Origin of the sequence: Pseudomonas sp. 25 R 14 (assembly GCF_900004755.1) — a bacterium.
Classification (GTDB): domain Bacteria; phylum Pseudomonadota; class Gammaproteobacteria; order Pseudomonadales; family Pseudomonadaceae; genus Aquipseudomonas; species Aquipseudomonas brenneri.
The window spans coordinates 30256-49166 of the sequence record NZ_CVTS01000051.1 but is presented as its reverse complement, the minus strand read 5'-3'; the positions used below and the strand labels follow the sequence as shown (position 1 = coordinate 49166).

General features: G+C 60.8%; 14 protein-coding genes. 6 read left to right on the top strand and 8 right to left on the bottom strand.

Translation table 11 applies throughout. The features are described from left to right. Positions 1-99 precede the first annotated feature (99 nt). Positions 100-645 (top strand): cytochrome b, encoded by a 546-nt coding sequence (locus tag BFQ03_RS17705; protein WP_032860270.1) that lies wholly within the window; start codon positions 100-102, stop codon positions 643-645. On the opposite strand, the gene BFQ03_RS17700 is transcribed toward BFQ03_RS17705, so the two are convergent. Beyond that, entirely contained in the window at positions 642-1532 is an 891-nt protein-coding gene (locus tag BFQ03_RS17700; RefSeq protein WP_065943658.1) for a 1-aminocyclopropane-1-carboxylate deaminase/D-cysteine desulfhydrase, read from the bottom strand. The genes BFQ03_RS17705 and BFQ03_RS17700 overlap by 4 nt on opposite strands. Positions 1533-1589: 57 nt before the next feature. Next, positions 1590-3629 (bottom strand): NADPH-dependent 2,4-dienoyl-CoA reductase, encoded by a 2040-nt coding sequence (locus BFQ03_RS17695; RefSeq protein WP_065943657.1) that lies wholly within the window; start codon positions 3627-3629, stop codon positions 1590-1592. Between the two features lie 210 nt (positions 3630-3839). Here BFQ03_RS17695 and BFQ03_RS17690 point away from each other — a divergent pair, with 210 nt between their 5' ends. The 3 genes from BFQ03_RS17690 (at position 3840) to BFQ03_RS17680 (ending at position 7368) form a co-directional block, all read left to right on the top strand. After that, positions 3840-4970 (top strand): carbon-nitrogen hydrolase family protein, encoded by a 1131-nt coding sequence (locus BFQ03_RS17690; protein ID WP_065943656.1) that lies wholly within the window; start codon positions 3840-3842, stop codon positions 4968-4970. A gap of 4 nt (positions 4971-4974) precedes the next feature. Continuing rightward, positions 4975-6015: an AraC family transcriptional regulator gene (locus BFQ03_RS17685; RefSeq protein ID WP_065943655.1), complete on the top strand. Its 1041-nt coding sequence runs from the start codon at positions 4975-4977 to the stop codon at positions 6013-6015. Between the two features lie 300 nt (positions 6016-6315). Then, positions 6316-7368 (top strand): transketolase-like TK C-terminal-containing protein, encoded by a 1053-nt coding sequence (locus BFQ03_RS17680; protein ID WP_065943654.1) that lies wholly within the window; start codon positions 6316-6318, stop codon positions 7366-7368. Positions 7369-7386: 18 nt separating this feature from the next. Here BFQ03_RS17680 and BFQ03_RS17675 read toward each other — a convergent pair whose 3' ends face one another. Beyond that, positions 7387-7863, bottom strand: coding sequence for a MarR family winged helix-turn-helix transcriptional regulator (locus tag BFQ03_RS17675; RefSeq protein WP_029298408.1), 477 nt, complete (start codon positions 7861-7863; stop codon positions 7387-7389). Positions 7864-8017: 154 nt separating this feature from the next. Here BFQ03_RS17675 and aceE point away from each other — a divergent pair, with 154 nt between their 5' ends. Then, a complete protein-coding gene (gene aceE / locus BFQ03_RS17670; RefSeq protein ID WP_065943653.1) occupies positions 8018-10678 on the top strand; it encodes a pyruvate dehydrogenase (acetyl-transferring), homodimeric type in 2661 nt (886 codons plus the stop codon). Here aceE and BFQ03_RS17665 read toward each other — a convergent pair whose 3' ends face one another. Beyond that, positions 10679-11476 (bottom strand): DUF2242 domain-containing protein, encoded by a 798-nt coding sequence (locus BFQ03_RS17665; RefSeq protein ID WP_032860277.1) that lies wholly within the window; start codon positions 11474-11476, stop codon positions 10679-10681. A gap of 44 nt (positions 11477-11520) precedes the next feature. Then, a complete protein-coding gene (locus BFQ03_RS17660; protein WP_050593350.1) occupies positions 11521-12465 on the bottom strand; it encodes a LysR family transcriptional regulator in 945 nt (314 codons plus the stop codon). 126 nt (positions 12466-12591) lie between these two features. On the opposite strand from BFQ03_RS17660, the gene BFQ03_RS17655 reads away from it, so the two are divergent. Next, positions 12592-13770, top strand: a complete 1179-nt coding sequence (locus BFQ03_RS17655) for an MFS transporter (RefSeq protein WP_032860278.1) — start codon at positions 12592-12594, stop codon at positions 13768-13770. Positions 13771-13942: 172 nt separating this feature from the next. Here the strand turns inward: BFQ03_RS17655 and BFQ03_RS17650 are convergent, their stop codons facing one another. From BFQ03_RS17650 to lon, 3 genes are all read right to left on the bottom strand, one after another. Then, positions 13943-15814 (bottom strand): SurA N-terminal domain-containing protein, encoded by a 1872-nt coding sequence (locus BFQ03_RS17650; protein ID WP_065943652.1) that lies wholly within the window; start codon positions 15812-15814, stop codon positions 13943-13945. A gap of 229 nt (positions 15815-16043) precedes the next feature. Further along, complete coding sequence (locus BFQ03_RS17645; RefSeq protein WP_003174819.1) at positions 16044-16316, bottom strand: HU family DNA-binding protein; 273 nt, start codon at positions 16314-16316, stop codon at positions 16044-16046. A gap of 146 nt (positions 16317-16462) precedes the next feature. Further along, a complete protein-coding gene (lon, locus tag BFQ03_RS17640; protein WP_032860280.1) occupies positions 16463-18859 on the bottom strand; it encodes an endopeptidase La in 2397 nt (798 codons plus the stop codon). Positions 18860-18911: the final 52 nt, after the last annotated feature.

The window sequence follows — 18911 nt, the reverse complement described above, 5'->3', positions numbered from 1 at the left end:
CGCCCCTCACTCGGGCAAACCTTGCATAACAGGGTTAGGCTGAAGGGACTTCGTCGCCAAAGAACGGAGGTTTGCCCCTGATGAGTGAGGAAAGACGCGATGCCGTGGAAAAACAGTGAGTCCCGTTACAGTACGATGTCCATCGCCCTGCACTGGCTGATGCTGGTGCTGCTGGTCGCGGTCTACGCCACCATTGAATTTCGCGGGATTTTCCCCAAAGGCAGTGGCGGACGCACGTTAATCAAGGAACTGCACTTCATGTTCGGCCTGACCGTGTTCGTACTGGTCTGGCTGCGCCTGTTTGCCCGCAGCCTTGGCGTGGCGCCGAAGATTTTGCCGGCACCGCCGCAATGGCAAACCTTGCTGGCGACCCTGATGCACGTGGCGTTGTATGTGTTCATGATCGGCATGCCGATCTTCGGCTGGCTGATCGTCAGTGCCGAAGGGCATTCGGTGTGGTTCTACGGGCTTGAGTTGCCACCGTTGATCGGCGAGAACAAAGACCTGGCCAAGCAGATCGAAGGCTGGCACGTGCTGGGCGGCACCATCGGTTACTGGTTGATCGGCCTGCACGCAGCTGCTGGCCTGTATCACCACTACTTCATGCGCGATAACACCGTGTTGCGCATGTTGCCCAAGCGTTAGTCCGCAAAACCCCGGCGGCCTTGCAGGCCGCCGGTGTGCACAAAGATCAAGCGAATGCCGGGGGCAAAGCGCCCGGCTTCGATCTGCTGCTTGAGCGCCAGCAGTGCCTTGCCGGTGTACAGCGGTTCCAGCAGCATGCCGCTGGCCTGTTCGGTAGTGGCGATAAACTCAAGCAATGGCTGATCGACCTTGGCAAAGCCGCCACGGCTGGCATCCAGCAGTTCATACCCGCCCTGCACGATGGCCTGCACGTTCTGCGCGACGCCATGATCATCCGGCACCGCCAGTGCCCCATACACAGGATGGGCACCCGCCTCCGCCAGCACCAACCCAGCCAGTGTGGTGCCCGTGCCAGCCGCCAACCACCAGGCGTCGTAATCGGCCCAACCCAAGGTGTGCAACTGTCGTCGGGCTTGCTCGACCAACACTCCGCAGCCCAGCGCCCCAGCCAATGCGCCGCCGCCTTCAGGCACGGGATGCAGACGCGGGTAGCGCTCGCACCAAGGCAACCAAAAGTCCGGTGCATGGCGCGCGCGGTAGCCGCCGTAACCCAGCCAGTGCAGTTGCATGCCCAAAGCTTGCAGATCGAGGACCGTCGGAGTGTCTTGGGGATGCCCGCGCAACAGGCCGACAGTGGCAAAACCGAAGCGTTTGCCGGCTGCCGCCAGGGCGTGCAAGTGATTGGAGTAGGCCCCGCCCAGGCTGATGATGCCCGTGGCGCCAGCCTGTTGCGCCTGGGCCAGGTGCTCGGTGAGCTTGAACCACTTGTTGCCGCTGATCAGCGGGTCGATGCGGTCCAGGCGCAGCACGGCCACCTCGACCCCGTTCAGCCAATCCAGCTGCAAGGGTTCAAGGGGAGCCTGGGGAAGCCAATCGAAAGGACCCATCAGGGCATGTCTGCATGAAAAAAGGGGCGGTAGTCTAACACCGCCCCTTCCCGGGTCTTACAGCTCGGCGGCGAGACGCGAGCCCTGGTTGATGGCGCGCTTGGCGTCCAGCTCGGCGGCCACATCGGCACCGCCGATCAGGTGCACGTTCTGGCCTGCGGCGACCAGGCCGTCCTGCAGTTCGCGCAGCGGGTCTTGGCCGGCGCAGATGACGATGTTGTCCACCGCCAGCACCTGGGGTTCGCCCTCGGCGCCGATACGGACATGCAGGCCCTGATCGTCGATCTTCAGGTACTCGACGCTATTGAGCATCTGCACCTGCTTGTTCTTCAGGCCCGTACGGTGGATCCAGCCAGTGGTCTTGCCCAGGCCATCGCCGACCTTGGAAGCCTTGCGCTGCAACAGGAATACTTCACGGGCCGGGGCATGGGGCTGGGGCTTGATGCCGGCCACACCGCCGCGTGCTTCAAGGTGGGTGTCGATGCCCCACTCTTTCCAGAACGCTTCGCGGTCCAGGCTGGTGGACACGCCCTGATGCACGAGGAACTCCGAAACGTCAAAGCCGATACCGCCGGCACCGATCACCGCCACGCGCTGGCCGACCGGTTTGCGCTGCAGGAGCACGTCCAGGTAACTGAGCACCTTGGCGTTTTCCACGCCGGGGATTGCTGGGGTACGGGGCGCGATACCCGTGGCGAGAATGATCTCGTCGTAACCACCGGCCGCCAGTTGCGCCACATCCACACGGGTGTTGAGGCACAGTTCGACATGAGTGGTCTGCAACTTGCGCTTGAAGTAACGCAGGGTTTCGAAAAACTCTTCCTTGCCCGGCACGCGCTTGGCCACGTTGAACTGGCCGCCGATCTCGCTGGCCGAATCAAACAGCGTCACTTGATGGCCACGCTCGGCGGCGACGGTAGCGGCTGCCAGACCGGCAGGGCCGGCACCCACCACGGCGATCTTCTTGACCTGGGTGACCGGCACATAGTTGAGCTCGGTCTCGTAGCAGGCGCGCGGGTTGACCAGGCAGGTGGTCAATTTGCCACCGAAGGTGTGGTCCAGGCAGGCCTGGTTGCAGCCGATGCAGGTGTTGATTTCGTCGGCACGGCCAGCGGCGGCCTTGTTGACGAACTCCGGGTCGGCGAGGAAAGGACGGGCCATGGACACCATGTCGGCATCGCCCTCGGCGAGGATCTGCTCGGCCACTTCCGGGGTGTTGATACGGTTGGTGGTGATCAACGGGATCTGCACCGCGCCACGCAGCTTGGCCGTGACTTTGCTGAATGCTCCGCGCGGTACTTTGGTGGCGATGGTCGGAATACGCGCTTCATGCCAGCCGATGCCGGTGTTGATAATCGTCGCGCCCGCCTGCTCGATGGCCTTGGCCAGTTGCACGATTTCTTCCCAGGTGCTGCCGCCTTCCACCAGGTCGAGCATCGACAGGCGGAAGATAATGATGAAGTTCGGCCCCACGGCTTCGCGCACCCGACGCACGATTTCCACCGGCAGGCGCATGCGGTTTTCGTAGGCACCGCCCCAGCGATCGGTACGATGGTTGGTGTGGGCGGCGAGGAACTGGTTAATGAAATAACCTTCCGAGCCCATGATTTCCACACCGTCGTACTCGGCGACCTGGGCCAGTACCGAGCACGTCACAAAGTCGCTGATCTGCTTTTCGATGCCTTCCTCGTCCAGCTCCTTGGGCTTGAACGGGTTGATCGGCGCCTGGATCGCGCTTGGCGCGACTTGTTTGGGGCTGTAGGCATAACGCCCGGCATGGAGGATCTGCATGCAAATCTTGCCACCCGCCTCGTGCACCGCCTGGGTGACGATCTTGTGCTTGAGCGCCTCGGCTTCGGTGGTCAGCTTGGCGGCCCCGGAATACACCCCGCCCTCATCGTTCGGGCCAATGCCGCCGGTGACCATCAGGCCCACACCGCCACGGGCACGCTCGGCGAAATAAGCAGCCATGCGTTCGAAGCCGCCGGGCTTTTCTTCAAGGCCGGTGTGCATCGAACCCATCAAGGTGCGATTGCGCAAGGTAGTAAAACCCAGGTCCAACGGGGCCAGCAGGTGCGGGTAGGCAGCAGCGGTCATGGTACAGCTCCACAACGGATCATCACGGGACGTGGCAGGCTCGAATGGCAGGCCATCGGTTTATGACCCACAGACTAAGAGCCATACCCTTGGCGCTCAATGACTGAAACTGACAAGTTATTGATCCAAATGTGCAGCGCCCCTTGGCAAGCGTGACAACGCGCCCTACCCTAGGGGCGAACCCTGCACACGGCCTGTTGTCTGTTCTCCATGCGTAAATTACTTGCCTTGACCCTCACCATGGCCCTGGTCGCCGCCGTTTCCGCCTATCTGGTCTGGACCCAGGAGCGCCCCGTGGGGCATTACCTGTCGGACCTGCGGATCAACCTGGCCGTCAACCAGGGTATGCCCGCCGATCACGGCAACCTGCTGGGCATCCAGCCAGAACTGTTCCCCGCTGACTACCAGAGCCTGGAGCGCTTGCACCTCAAGCTCTCGGCGTACCTGCGCAACGCCCGGGACATGGGCCTGCTCAACGACAAAACCATCGTGGTCCTGCCGGAACATGTCGGCACCTGGTTGATGGTCAGTGGCGAAAAAAACGAGCTGTACCAAGCCACCAGTCTTAAAGAGGCGATGAACTGGCTATCAGCAAGCAACCCATTGCTGTTCCTGCGCGCACTGATCAGTGCCCAGGGCGACAACCGCCTGGACGACGCCTACCTGCGCATGAAGGCCCCGGCCATGGCCCGCGATTACCAGGTGCTGTTTGGCGGCCTGGCCAAGGAGTTCGGGGTGACGCTGGTGGCCGGCTCCATCGCCCTGCCCAACCCGAGCGTCAGCCAGGGCCAATTGCAGGTTGGCCATGGTGCGCTATACAACACCAGCCTGGTATTCGACCGCGATGGCCTGCCCCTGGGCCAGCCCCAACGCCAGCTCTACCCGATCTTTGATGAGCGCGGCTTTATCGCGCCGGGTGACGAAGGCGTGGTCAATGTCATCGACACCCCGGCCGGGCGCCTGGGCATCCTGATCGGCAGCGACAGCTGGTACCCGGACAACTACCGCAAGCTCAACGAACAAGGCGCGCAATTGGTCGCGGTGCCGGCGTTGGTGATTGGCCGGGATACCTGGGACAAGCCGTGGCGCGGTTTCAAGAGCGTATCCACGCCACCGGAAGTCAGCCTCAAGCCCGAAGAACTCAGCGAAGGCCAAGCCTGGCATCGCCTGAGCCTGATCAGCCAGGCGCCGATCAGCCTGGCCGGCGCGGGCATCAGCGTGTTCATGCGCGGCCAATTCTGGGACCAGGGCACCAGCGGCCAGAGCTTTCTCAGCGCCCAGGGCCAGGTCTTCGCCGATGGCAACGCGCGTGGTGCGCGCTTGCTGAACGTGTGGCTATAAGCCCATGAAACCGGCACCGATGCGCCTCGGGGATTTATCGGTGGGCATCGTGCATACCGTGGCCGATGCCATCCTCAGCCATGGCCTGGACCCGCAGCCGCTGCTGTTGCAATACGGCCTCGACCCGGCACGCCTGAGCGAACCCGGTGCGCGCCTGTCGATCCCCCGCTACATGCGCCTGGGCCACGCGGCTATCCAGTTGACCAACGATCCCGGCCTGGGCCTGCGCATGGGCCAATTCAGTCGCATGAATCAGCTCGGCCTGGCCGGTGTCACCGCCGCCCAGGCCCCCACCGTGCGCGAAGCCGCGCGCACCCTGACGCGCTTCGAGGCGCTGTACGGTGCCAATTACCGTGGCCAATCCAGCTTTCATGAGGACGCCCAAGGCGCCTGGTTGCGCTTCTATTCCATCAGCCCGTACAACGCTTATAACCGCTTCGTGGTGGATTCGATTCTCGCCGGCTGGCTGCATCAGATGGCGACCTTGTGCCAGCAGCCGGTGCTGGCCGAGCGGATCGAAATCGAATTCGCCGCGCCAGACTACAGCGCCAGCTACAACGTGCTGGGCGATTGCCCGGTGCAGTTCGGCGCAGAACTCAATCAACTGCGCCTGAGCCAGCACAGCCTGGGCTTGCGCAACCCGCAGCACTGCCCGAGCACCTGGCACTTGTTGTTGCAACTGTGTGAAAGGGAATTGGAACAACTGACGCGCACCCGCAGCCTGCGCGAGCGCATCACCCGCTTGCTGGGGCCGATGCTCAATGGCGGCCGGGAACCCGACCTGGAAGAAGTGGCCGCGCGCCTGAAGCTGCCAACCTGGACCTTACGGCGCAAACTGGCCGAGGAAGGCACACAGTTTCGCGCGATTCTCAACGACACCCGCCGCGACCTGGCCATGACCTACATTCGCGACACGGAACTGGCGTTTGGGGAAATTGCCTATTTGCTCGGTTTTGCCTCAGCGGAAGCTTTTCAACGGGCCTTCAAGCGCTGGAACAGCCAGACCCCAGGGGAATTTCGCCGCAGTCAGCGGCATTCCGCCTGACGTCTGTCCTACAGCTCGGTGGCATCGTCGGCCGGATCCAGGGGATCGAGTTCGAATGCCTGATACTCCAACAGCTCTTCTTGATAATCGTCCATCGTCGACTCCTTGTGTAATCAAAGCAGGTGGCTTAAGTGACCCACATCACCAGCCTAAAGTGCCGTCGTGACGAAAAAAAGACAGGGTCATGACGTTCCTGAGCTTGAAGATTAAACGTAGCAGCCAGGCACGGATTTAAACAGGCAAAGTAAATGCAACTGCAATCATTGCAGTTGCAATCATTGCGCAACTTCCATTAGGGTGATGCTCTGCACCGCCAATGGGACGCGACTCTTGACTGCTAGCACTGCGCAATCCGCACAAATCTGCATCGACACCTTGAACAATCAGCAGCCGCCCCGCAGCTCGCCGCTGTATACGGTGATGGCTATGGCCAACACCCTAGAGTTCAACCCCGCGACGTGCAGGCAAGCCTGGGTCATTCGCGGCCAGTCCCACTCCAGGCGCATTGCCGCCTGGCCCACCTGGTTTGCCCGTAACCGTGGGGAAAAACCGCTGTTGTACCTGCATAGCGCCACCTCATCGGCGCAGCTGTGTTCCCTCTCTCGCGGCACCGAGCAACGGGGGATTCTGTGCAACGACATCCAGACCCGTCCCGCCAGGTGGACCAGAGGCGCACACCCCTCACTCCCGCTGTGGCTGGCCAGCAATCCACATTGCACCCCCTATGATCCGGCCTCCGGCGAAGAAACCCGGGCGATAGTCCTGGCAGCCTTGCATGCGCTGTATATCGAGGGCAGGCCGGGTTTCTATTACCTGGCCCTGCATGACCAGCACGACGGGCCGGGATTGGCGCAACAAGACCGCGCGGATGCAATCAAGGGGATGTATCGGATCGGGCGCGAACCACCGGCACCTCTGCACGTGCGCCTGCTGGGTGCAGGCTACGTGTTTGCAGAAGTCGTGCATGCCGCAAGGTTGCTGGAGGAGGACTGGAACGTATCGGCGCAGCTATGGAGCTGCCCCAGCTACACCCGATTGGTGCGCGAAGCAAATGCCGCCGAGCGCTGGAACCGCCTGCATCCACTGGCAGAAAAACGCAGCAGTCACTTACGCGATTGCCTGGCGGGCAACGACAGCCCAGTGATCGCGGTCACCGGCTATCCGCAGTCCGTCGTCGACCCGCTGGCGGCCCATGTGCGTGCACGCTTTGTCGCCCTGGGTGCCGGCTCAGTCCGGCCAGCGGCACCTGACCGCTATTGGATTACCGCACTGGCTTTAAAAGCACTGGCAGAGGATGGGCTGATCGGACCACAACAGGTGGAACGGGCATTGCAGCAGTACCGCCTCAGATGAGCGGGAAGACGCCCTTGCCTATGGCGTTTCAGACCTGCGCCGTCCCCGTGTTTGCGCACTGGCCATCGCCAGCCCCGCCGTGCGCTCCAGCGCATCGGAAAAGCCCTGACGCTGCTCGGCGTTGAGTTGCGAAAGGAACAATTCATCCACGGTACTTTCGTAGATGCCCCACATCTTTTTACGCAACACCCGGCCCTCATCGGTGATCGAGGCAAACGCGGCGCGCCCATCACCCTCGCAGCGCGAGCGCACCACCAGGCCGTCCTTTTCCAAGCGGTCCACCAACCGCGTCAGGTTGTAGCGCTCGATGGCCAGTACATCGGCCAACTCATGCATGCGCCGAGTGCCATCAGGACCGCTTTCCAGGCCCCACAAGGCGTCGTACCAGGCGTATGGCGGCAAGCCGGCCTGGGTCAGGCGCCGTTCAATTTCACGGATGACCGCCCTGTGGGCCCTGACAAACCGAAACCATACATCAGGCTCTTTCGATGCCATGCAACACCATCCGGGGAATTCGAGAAGGTTGCAATGGTAGCTCATCCCGCGCTAAATTCAGTCATGTAGTTGCAATTGCAATCATTTTACAGCGTGCCCAATCACCTTCCACAAGAAGCCCGCACGTTGATAACCGCACACCCTGGAGCCTCACATGAACGCGAACAACGCAGTAAGACTCGACGACGATCCACAGGAAACGCGCGAATGGCTGGAGTCCATCGAATCGGTGCTGTCCACCGAAGGCCGCCCGCGCGCCCATTACCTGATCGATCAGTTGCTGGATTTCGACGTAGCGCGCCATGGCGACTTCCACGGACGGGTCACCACCCCTTACGTCAACACCATCGCGGTGGACCGCCAACTGCCCTACCCCGGCAACCTGGCGGTAGAACGCAGGCTCAATGCGTTTATCCGCTGGAATGCCATGGCCATGGTATTGCGCGCCGGCAAGCACTCGGGCGTGGGTGGACATATCGCCACGTATGCGTCGGCTGCAGTGTTGTACGACGTAGGCTTTGACCATTTCTTTCGTGGCCGTACCGAGACCTTCGCCGGCGACCTGGTGTACATCCAGGGTCACTCCTCGCCAGGCATTTACGGTCGCGCCTACCTTGAAGGGCGTATCAACGAAGCACAACTCGACAACTTCCGCCGCGAGGCCGGTGGTCAGGGCCTGTCCTCCTATCCCCATCCCCGGTTGATGCCGGACTTCTGGCAGTTTCCTACGGTGTCGATGGGCCTGGGGCCCATCACTGCGGCCTACCAGGCGCGGTTCATGCGCTACCTGGACCTGCGCGCCCTCAAGCCGCAGGAGGGGCGCAAGGTCTGGGCCTTCCTGGGGGATGGCGAAATGGACCAGCCGGAATCCCTCGCGGCGATCTCTCTGGCCGGGCGCGAGAAGCTGGACAACCTGATTTTCGTGGTCAATTGCAACCTTCAGCGCCTCGATGGCCCGGTACGCGGCAACGCCAAGGTGATCCAGGAGTTCGAGAGCCTGTACCGCGCTGCCGGCTGGAACGTGATCAAAGTCATCTGGGGCGGTGGCTGGGACGCCCTGCTGGACAAGGACACCAGCGGCCTGCTGCGTCAGCGCATGATGGAGTGCGTAGACGGCGACTATCAGAACTACAAGTCGCAAAACGGCGCCTATGTGCGCGAACATTTCTTCGGCAAATACCCGGAGTTGCTGGCGCTGGTGGCGGATCTTTCCGACGATGAAATCTGGAAGCTCTCACGGGGCGGCCATGACCCCGACAAGGTCTATAACGCCTATGCCGCCGCCGTTCGCCATACCGGCCAACCTACAGTGATCCTGGCGAAAACCGTCAAGGGTTTTGGCATGGGTGAAGCGGGCGAAGGCCAGAACATCAACCACCAACTGAAGAAAATGGGCGCCGAGGCGGTCAAGGCCTTCCGTGACCGGTTCGGCCTCGAAGTGGCCGACGACCAACTGGCACAAATCCCCTATCTCAAGCCGGCGCCAGACAGCGAAGAAGCGCGCTACTTTGCCGCTCGACGCCAAGCGCTCGGCGGCTACGTTCCAGCCCGGCACAGTTCGGTGCCAGCGCTGCAAGCCCCCCCGCTCGAGGCCTTTGCCACGCAACTCAAAGACACCGGCGAGCGCGCCATTTCCACCACCATGGCCTTCGTCCGCATCCTCGGCACCCTGCTCAAAGACCCTAACCTGGGCAAGCTGATCGTACCTATCGTGCCGGACGAGTCCCGCACGTTCGGCATGGAGAGCCTGTTCCGCCAGATCGGTATTCATTCTGCCGTGGGCCAACTCTATACCCCCCAGGACGCGGGCCAACTGAGCTACTACAAAGAGAGCAAGGACGGCCAGATCCTGCAGGAAGGCCTGAATGAGTCCGGTGCATTTTCTTCTTGGATCGCCGCCAGTACGTCCTACGCCAACCACGGCGTGATGATGGTGCCCTTCTACATCTTCTATTCGATGTTCGGCTTCCAGCGCATTGGCGACCTGGCCTGGGCCGCAGGCGATGCGCGGGCCCGCGGGTTCCTGCTGGGCGCCACTGCCGGGCGCACCACCCTGATGGGCGAAGGGTTGCAACACGATGACGGGCATAGCCACGTAATGGCCTCGGTGATCCCTTGCTGTGTGTCCTACGACCCGACCTTTGCCTACGAGCTTGCCGTAATCATCCGTGAGGGCATACGGCGCATGTTTGTCGAGCAGCAGGACATTTACTACTACATCACCCTGCTCAACGAAAACTACCCGCACCCGGCCATGCCCGACGACGTCGAAGACGGAATTCTCAAGGGGATGTATTGCCTGAAAGCCGGCCAGCAGCCCCAGGTGCAGCTGATGGGCAGTGGCTCGATCCTGCGCGAGGTGATCGCCGCCGCGGACTTGTTACGCAAGGACTTTGACGTGGACTCTGACGTCTGGAGTGTCACCAGCCTCACCGAACTGCGCCGCGATGGTCACGCCGTGGAGCGCTGGAACCTCCTGCATCCGCAGGAAACGCCACGTACTAGCTACGTGGAGCAATGCCTGACGGACCGCGCAGGGCCAGTGGTGATTGCCACCGACTACATGAAAATCTTCGCCGATCAGATTCGCCCATTCATGGCGGGCCGGCGCCTGGTCGCCCTGGGTACCGATGGCTTTGGCCAGTCCGATACTCGTGAAGCGCTGCGCGAATTCTTCGAGGTAGATCGCCACTTCATCGTCCTGGCCGCATTGAAGGGCCTGGCGGACGATTGCCTGATCAACCGCGCCAAGGTCAGCGAGGCAATCAGCCGCTACGGGATCGACGTCGACAAGACCGACCCCGTCAACGTGTAGTCACTGGGCCGGCAGCGGCGGGATCGCTTCCGTCGGTGCCGGCAGCAAAGGCGTGGCTGGCGCCGGTTCCGTCGGTTGCGCTGGCGTTTGCTGGGGCATGATCGGCGCTGTCTCCGGTGGCGGCGACAGCGGTTCCGAGACTGCTGGAGCAACAGGCGCAGCCGGCGCTTCATCGGGTGTCTCAACCTTCTCGATCAGCGGCGCGGGCTTGGGCTCCGGCACGCCAAGGTCAGCCTTGGGCGCCTCTTGAATGTGTTCGGCAGCCTTCACTTCCTGAGGCAGGAATACGTCCACCAAGGCAAAGTAGCGGTCATAGAACTTGGGCGAAGTGACCGTCTCGCTGGCCACCTTGACCATAGAGTCGTCGGTGGAGCCGATCGGCATCGATACCGAACCGAGTACACCCACCCCCAGGCTGGCGGAGTTATTGACCTTCTTCAGCGCATAGCGATCCTGCAGGGCGTTGGCAAACATGGTCGCATGATGCTCGCTGCTGCCATCTTCGGCACAGACCACGTTGAAACTGATCTGCAGATGGGTCTCACCGGTCTGCTGGAAACTCTTGTTGCCGCTCACCAGCTTGGGGTCGCTGCTGGTGATGATATAGCCCTGGCTGAGCAACGCCCGGCGTGCCGCTTCACAGGCCGCGACATCGCTGACCGGGTAATTGCGTGAAAACGTACCGGAGTCGTCGAAATTCTCATGTTCGTAGATAGCGGTCTTGGGCGACGAGCAGCCCGTGGCGCCTGCCAGCACCAGCGCAAGCGCAAGGCCACGCAAGTGAAATGAAGTCGACATTGATGATCCTGAGGAAAACGGTCAGGGCGGTATTGTGCAACAGATCATGTGGTCTGCGCGCGGATTCCTGTGGGTAAGACGCCAGCGGCTGACGCGACGCCAGGCGTAGGAAAAAGCCTGGCACTCATATGATCGATAAACACCCGCAGTTTGGCCGAGGCATGCCGACTTGACGGCCATAGCATCCAGAAGCTGCCGTGGTGCTCAAGGTAATCGTCCAGTACCCGTTGCAGGCGGCCCTGCTCCACGGATTCACGAACCATGAAGTCCGGCAGGCAGGCGATCCCCAGGCCCTCATGCACCACATGGTTCAACGACTCGATAGTGGTGCTGATCAACGGCGCGCGCAACACGGGCTCGGGCTCACCCGGTAGATGGCGCAATGGCCAGGCTTCCAGCTTGCCCGTGGCGCAGAATTTGTGGCGCAGGCAGGCGTGGCGATTCAGATCCGTAGGACAAACCGGTGTGCCATGTAGGGCGAAGTACTGTGCCGATCCCACCAACACCAACCGATAGTGCCCCAGCAGTCGGGCCGTCAGCCGCGAATCCTCAGGTTTACCGGTGCGCACCACGGCGTCGAATCCTTCTTCGATCACATCCACCATACGGTCGGAAAAATCCACGTCCAACTCGATATCCGGATAAGCCCGCATGAACTCGGTCAGCACCGGCATCAACAAGCCCCGGACCTGGGGCAAGCTGATACGCAATTTGCCACGGGGGATGGCCGTCGCTTCGATCAACTCCTGCTCCGCCGCGTCCACTTCAGCCAGGATCCGCCGCGATCGTTCGAGGAACAGCGCGCCCTCGGCAGTCAGGGTGATACTGCGGGTGCTGCGATGAAACAGGCGCACACCCAGGCGTTGCTCCATACGCGCAATGCTTTTGCCGACGGCCGAGGAAGACACCCCCAGCACGCGACCGGCCTGGGTAAAGCTGCGGGTTTCCGCGACCTGCACAAACACCGAAATACTGCCCAGGCTGTCCATTGTCCCTTCCTGCTGATTACGGATATAAACATCCGATAAGTTCGGAACCTTAGCCTATTTTTCCCAACGCTTCAGCCCCCTACTCTGCCCCAATGTCCTGATGCCTTGAATACGGAGCCGAGCCACATGAACGACAGCAGTACAACCCAATGCCTGTCCAGCCCCCGCGAACGCCTGCCCATGATGGGTTTGCTGGCGCTGGCCACCGCCGGTTTCATCACCATCCTCACCGAAGCGATGCCCGCCGGCCTGCTGCCCCAGATGAGCGCCGGCCTGGGGGTTAGCGAGGCGCTGGTCGGCCAACTCGTGACGCTGTATGCCCTTGGTTCGTTGCTGGCCGCCATTCCCTTGACCATCGCCACCCGTGGCTGGCGGCGCCGGCCCTTGCTGCTGATCGCCATTGGCGGCTTTGCGCTGGTCAACAGTGTCACGGCGCTTTCCAGTGTCTATTGGCTGACGCTGGTTGCGCGCTTGCTGGCCGGGGTCTTTGCGGGCTTGCTCTGGGCGCTGCTGGCGGGATATGCCAGCCGCATGGTGGCGCCACACCTGCAAGGCCGGGCGATTGCCGTGGCGATGCTTGGTGCCCCCCTGGCGCTGTCCCTCGGGGTGCCGGCCGGGACCTTTCTCGGCACGGCGGTAGGCTGGCGCTTGAGCTTTGCGATCATGACCGGGCTGACCGTGGTGCTGTTGGCGTGGGTACGCTGGCAGGTGCCCGATTTTGCCGGGCAAGGGGCGCAACAGCGTCTGGGCTTACGCCAGGTCCTGTGCTTGCCGGGGGTACGTCCGGTGCTGTGGGTGACCTTTACCTACGTGCTGGCGCATAACATTCTGTACACCTACATCGCGCCGTTCCTGGTGCCCGCCGGGATCGCCGCTGACATTGACCAGGTGCTGCTGGTGTTTGGCCTGGCTGCACTGATGGGGATCTGGATCGTCGGCCTGTTGATTGATCGGCGCCTCCACACCCTGCTGCTGGTCAGTTGTGTGATGTTTGGCGCGGCGGCGTTGGGGTTGGGGTTGTGGATGACGGATGCCGATATCGTCTATGCATCCATCGCCCTCTGGGGATTGGCCTTTGGTGGTTTGCCTGCCCTGCTGCAAACGGCATTGGCCAAGTCTGCCGGCAACTCTGCGGATGCTGCCCAATCAATGCTGGTGACGGTGTGGAACCTGGGAATTGCCGGCGGCGGGCTGGTAGGTGGTGTGCTGCTGCAAGGATGGGGCGTGATGTCCTTTCCCTGGGCGGTCGCTGGCTTGGCCATGCTGGCATTGATCGCAACCTTAAAGACCCGGAGCCCCCAGTAAGGTAGGAGCGAGCTTGCTCGCGAAAGACGTTAACGATAAAGGGGGCTTGCTGGGTATACGCGGCGCTCTCAGGTTCTTCGCGAGCACGCTCGCGCCTACAAAACCTCGGTGCGCAGGCAAAAAAAGACCCCAGCTTTCAGGCCGGGGTCTTTTTTAAGGCTATCTCACGACATCAGAACCGCTTGATGTCAGCCTTGGCTTCCAGTTCCTTACGGAACGCAGCGAAGTCTTGCTGACCGACCCGCGAAGCGAGGAAGCGACGATACTGCTCCTTCTCTTCATCGGTAGGTGCAGCCCCTTCGTTGACGCTGTTCAAGCGTACGATCATCAAGCTGCCGTCAGGCAGGGTCACGTCGGCAAAGGTCGGTTTGTCCTTCGCCGCCGGCTTGGCCATGCGGAACAGAGCCTGCAGCACGGCAGGCTCAACGCCTTCCTGGCCACGGGTGGCTGCTTCAGTGACTTTCCAGGCCTGGCCATCAACCGGCTTATCCAACGGCAACTTGCCATCACGCAGGCTGGCGATCAGTTCGTCAGCGTGAGTCTTCGCCGCAGCGCTTGCACGCTCCTTGGTCAACTGTGCACGGATGGCCGTTTCCACGCTTGCCAGTGGCAGTTGCTCAGGCTTGCGGTGCTCTTTGGCGCGCAGGACCACGATGGTTTCCGGATCCAGCTCGATGGCGGTGCTGTTGGCACCTTCATCCAGCACTTCAGGACTGAAAGCAGCCTGGATCACGGCACGGTTGGCCGCGATGCCTTCACCACCTTCACGGCCAAACGGCGCCGAGGTGTGTACGGTCAGCTTCAGGTCCGAGGCCGGCTGGGCCAGGTCGGAGGCTTCAAATGCCGCGTCTTCCAGTTGCTTGGTCGCCTCGACGAAGCGCTGCTCCACTTGCTGGGTCTTCAGCTCGCGGGTCAGTTTGTCTTTCAGGCTGGCGAACGATGGCACTTCAGGTGCTTCAACGCCCAACAGCTTGATCAGGTGCCAGCCGAAGCTGGAACGTACCGGCGCCGAAACCTGGTCCTTGTTCAAGGCGTACAGGGCGGTTTCGAAGTCGGGATCGTAGACACCAGGACCTGCAAAACCCAGGTCGCCGCCATTGTTGGCCGAACCTGGATCCTGGGAGAACTCCTTGGCCAGGGCCTCGAAGCTTTCGCCCTTGGCCAGGCGCGCCTGGACCTCTTCGATCTTGGCCTTGGCTTGCGCCTCGGTCATCTTGTCGTTGACTTCGATCAGGATGTGCGCGGCACGACGCTGTTCAGCGAGGTTGGCGGTTTCTTTCTCGTACAGGGCCTGCAGCTCATCGTCCTTGACCGTTACCTGGTCAAAGAACGAAGCCTTCTTCAGCTCCAGGTAGTCGATGACGACCTGGTCCGGGGTCATGAACTCCTTGGCGTGCTGGTCGTAGTAAGCCTTGACCTCGTCGTCGGTGAGTTTCACGGCACCCGGGTCGGCCTTGACGCTGACGGTGGCGAAATCACGGGTCTGTTTTTCCAGACGCGCGAAGTTCAGGACTTCCTGGTCGGTGACAAAACCGCTGCCGGCAATGCCTGCGCGCAGTTGGCCGATGAGCATTTCCTGGGTCAGCATCTGACGGAACTGCATACGGCTGTAACCCAGTTGACGGATCACCTGGTCGAAGCGTTCAGCGCTGAACTTGCCGTCTTCCTGGAATTCCGGCGTCTGCAGGATCACTTGGTCCAGTGCAGCTTCCGAGAAGGAGAACTTCGAATCGGCCGCGCCTTGCAGCAGCAGCTTACGATCGATCAGGCCCTTGAGGGCCGCTTCGCGCAGCATTTTTTCATCCAGCAAGGACGCGTCGAAGTCCTTGCCCAATTGTTGCATCAACTGCCGACGTTGCATGTCGACGGCCTGGCTCAGCTCGTTCTGACTGATTTCTTCACCATTGACCTTGGCCGCGTCCTGGCTGTTGGTCGTAGCCTGGAAAATGGCCTCGATACCGGTGAAGGCCATCAGTACAACGATGAGCCCGATAATGGTCTTGGCAATCCAGCCTTGTGAATTGTCCCTGATATTCTGCAGCATGCGTCCCCCAGAAACGGTTGAACTTCAAAATTAGGCAACCGTGGAGCGTGGGTAGAATCCGGATAGAAGAAAGGCGCATCCGAGGATGCGCCTTCTCGTAACTGGCGGAACGGACGGGTGTTGAACCCGCCCCCCGGCGTAGCGACCCAATGGATACTTGGGTCAGTTGCCGCTCCGCTGCCAGGCCAGACCTGCGTCCGGCCCGGATAGGCAAAGGCTTGAACGAAGCTTAGTTAACGGCTTCTTTCAGGGCTTTACCGGCTTTGAAACCTGGTTTCTTGGCAGCAGCGATTTGCAGTGCTTTGCCAGTCTGTGGGTTACGGCCAGTGCGAGCTGGACGATCGGTCACAGAGAAAGTGCCGAAGCCTACCAGTACCACGGAGTCGCCGGCCTTGAGAGCGCCAGTGACGGATTCGATTACTGCGTCCAGCGCACGGCCAGCAGCGGCTTTCGGGATATCAGCAGATGCGGCGATAGCATCAATCAGTTCCGACTTGTTCACTCTAAGTCCCCTTATATCTATTGAGTATGATTCTAAGTTTTTTGGTGAAAGCAAAAACCAGTGCTGAATGGCCTACAGACACTTAAGAGCCGCTTTATAACAAGGGCTCTAAAAATCTGTCAAGGAAGCCCCCAGGCTTAAACGTATTAATGCGTGCTAATTCTTTCCTTAGAGTCAGTCTCGCGCTTTTCGTCCTTCGCGACTATCTCGGGAGCCACATCCGGCAAGGGCTCCGGCGCGTATTGCAGCGCAATTTGCAGGACCTCGTCAATCCATTTAACCGGTTTAATCTGCAGATCCTGCTTAATGTTGTCAGGAATTTCCTTCAAATCGCGAACATTCTCTTCCGGAATGATCACGGTCTTGATACCACCGCGGTGTGCAGCAAGCAATTTCTCTTTCAAGCCACCGATGGCCAATACCTGACCACGCAGGGTAATTTCCCCGGTCATGGCCACATCAGCGCGTACCGGGATGCCGGTCAGGGCCGAGACCAGGGCCGTGCACATGCCTACGCCAGCGCTAGGGCCGTCTTTGGGTGTAGCCCCCTCAGGCATGTGGATGTGAGTGTCGTGCTTCTCGTGGAAGTCCAGGGGGATTCCCAGGCTACGGGCGCGACTGCGCACCACGGTCTGCGCGGCGGTGATGGACTCGACCATCACGTCACCCAAAGAACCGGTCTTGATCAATTGCCCTTTGCCAGGAATCACTGCGGCTTCGATAGTCAACAATTCGCCGCCTACCTGGGTCCACGCCAGGCCAGTGACCTGCCCTACCTGATCCTGCTGCTCGGCCAAACCGTAGCGGAATTTACGCACACCCAGGTAATGCTCCAACGAGTCGGCCGTAGCCTTCACGGAGAAGCGTTTTTCCAGTGCATGCTCCTTGACCGCCTTGCGGCAAATTTTCGCAATCTGGCGTTCAAGCCCCCGCACACCGGCCTCGCGAGTGTAGTAGCGCACGATATCGCGGATCGCCTCGACATCGAATTCGATCTCGCCCTTCTTCAGGCCATTGGCCGAAATCTGCTTGGGCGCAAGGTATTTGACCGCGATATTGATCTTCTCGTCTTCGGTGTAACCCGGCAGACGAATCACCTCCATCCGGTCCAGCAAGGCTGGCGGAATGTTCATGGAGTTGGAGGTGCACAGGAACATTACGTCAGACAAGTCGTAATCGACTTCCAGGTAATGATCGTTGAAATTGTGGTTCTGCTCGGGGTCGAGTACTTCCAGCAGGGCCGATGCTGGATCGCCACGCATGTCGCTGCCCATTTTGTCGATTTCATCGAGCAGGAACAGCGGGTTGCGCACCCCGACCTTTGTCATCTTTTGAATCAATCTTCCCGGCATCGAACCGATGTAAGTCCGGCGATGGCCGCGAATTTCCGCCTCGTCACGCACGCCACCGAGGGCCATACGCACGAATTTACGGTTTGTTGCACTGGCGATCGACTCAGCCAACGAGGTTTTACCCACGCCAGGAGGACCCACCAGGCACAACACCGGGCCGCGAATCTTCTTCACCCGCTTCTGCACGGCGAGGTATTCGAGGATGCGCTCCTTGACCTCTTCAAGGCCGTAGTGATCGGCATCGAGGATGTCTTCGGCACGCGCCAGGTCCAGGCGTACCTTGGTCTGGGCTTTCCACGGTACCTGCACCAGCCAGTCGATGTAGGAACGAACCACGGTGGCTTCGGCCGACATCGGCGACATTTGCTTGAGCTTGTTCAGCTCGGCGGTGGCTTTGGTCAGGGCGTCTTTCGGCAGGCCAGCGGCGTCGATGCGCTTTTTCAGCTCTTCGATTTCGTTGTGGCCTTCCTCGCTATCGCCGAGTTCCTTCTGAATGGCCTTCATCTGCTCATTCAGGTAGTACTCGCGCTGGCTGCGCTCCATCTGTTTCTTTACGCGGCCACGAATGCGCTTCTCGACCTGCAACAGGTCAATCTCGGCATCCAGCAGCGCCAGGACGTGCTCGACCCGGGTCGACAGGTCGATGATTTCGAGGATGTCCTGCTTCTGCTCGATTTTCAGCGCCATGTGCGCGGCCATGGTGTCGACCAGGCGGCTTGGCTCATCGATGCTGTTGAGGGAGGACAGGACTTCAGCCGGGACTTTCTTGCCCAGTTGCACGTATTGCTCGAACTGGGACAGCAGGCTACGCACAAAGACTTCGGATTCGCGCTCAGGTGCATCGACTTCGTCGATCAATGCCACTTCCGCACGCAGGTGGCCATCCACCTCCATGAAGCGCTCGACCGCCCCGCGCTGCTCACCTTCGACCAGCACCTTGACGGTGCCATCCGGCAGCTTGAGCAATTGCAGAACGGTTGCAATAGTACCAACGCGATACAGGGCGTCTTCGCCAGGATCGTCGTCAGCCGGGTTTCTCTGGGCCAACAGCAGGATCTGCTTGTCGCCCGTCATCGCTGCCTCAAGGGCTTCGATAGACTTCTCGCGCCCCACGAACAGCGGGATAACCATGTGCGGATACACAACCACATCACGCAATGGCAGGAGAGGCAATTCAATGGTTGTCTTCATGATTTCGCCTCTATGACAGATGAAAGTAAGCTTGAAACCAAGATGGGGGCTG

What these genes read in the sequence shown, in the direction of transcription:
- BFQ03_RS17705 (WP_032860270.1), top strand. Translation starts at nt 100, where the DNA reads ATGCCGTGGAAAAACAGTGAGTCCCGTTACAGTACGATGTCCATCGCC.
- BFQ03_RS17665 (WP_032860277.1), bottom strand. Translation starts at nt 11,476, where the DNA reads ATGTCGACTTCATTTCACTTGCGTGGCCTTGCGCTTGCGCTGGTGCTG.
- BFQ03_RS17660 (WP_050593350.1), bottom strand. Translation starts at nt 12,465, where the DNA reads ATGGACAGCCTGGGCAGTATTTCGGTGTTTGTGCAGGTCGCGGAAACC.
- lon (WP_032860280.1), bottom strand. Translation starts at nt 18,859, where the DNA reads ATGAAGACAACCATTGAATTGCCTCTCCTGCCATTGCGTGATGTGGTT.
- BFQ03_RS17675 (WP_029298408.1), bottom strand. Translation starts at nt 7,863, where the DNA reads ATGGCATCGAAAGAGCCTGATGTATGGTTTCGGTTTGTCAGGGCCCAC.
- BFQ03_RS17685 (WP_065943655.1), top strand. Translation starts at nt 4,975, where the DNA reads ATGAAACCGGCACCGATGCGCCTCGGGGATTTATCGGTGGGCATCGTG.
- BFQ03_RS17655 (WP_032860278.1), top strand. Translation starts at nt 12,592, where the DNA reads ATGAACGACAGCAGTACAACCCAATGCCTGTCCAGCCCCCGCGAACGC.
- BFQ03_RS17690 (WP_065943656.1), top strand. Translation starts at nt 3,840, where the DNA reads ATGCGTAAATTACTTGCCTTGACCCTCACCATGGCCCTGGTCGCCGCC.
- aceE (WP_065943653.1), top strand. Translation starts at nt 8,018, where the DNA reads ATGAACGCGAACAACGCAGTAAGACTCGACGACGATCCACAGGAAACG.
- BFQ03_RS17700 (WP_065943658.1), bottom strand. Translation starts at nt 1,532, where the DNA reads ATGGGTCCTTTCGATTGGCTTCCCCAGGCTCCCCTTGAACCCTTGCAG.
- BFQ03_RS17650 (WP_065943652.1), bottom strand. Translation starts at nt 15,814, where the DNA reads ATGCTGCAGAATATCAGGGACAATTCACAAGGCTGGATTGCCAAGACC.
- BFQ03_RS17695 (WP_065943657.1), bottom strand. Translation starts at nt 3,629, where the DNA reads ATGACCGCTGCTGCCTACCCGCACCTGCTGGCCCCGTTGGACCTGGGT.
- BFQ03_RS17680 (WP_065943654.1), top strand. Translation starts at nt 6,316, where the DNA reads ATGCTCTGCACCGCCAATGGGACGCGACTCTTGACTGCTAGCACTGCG.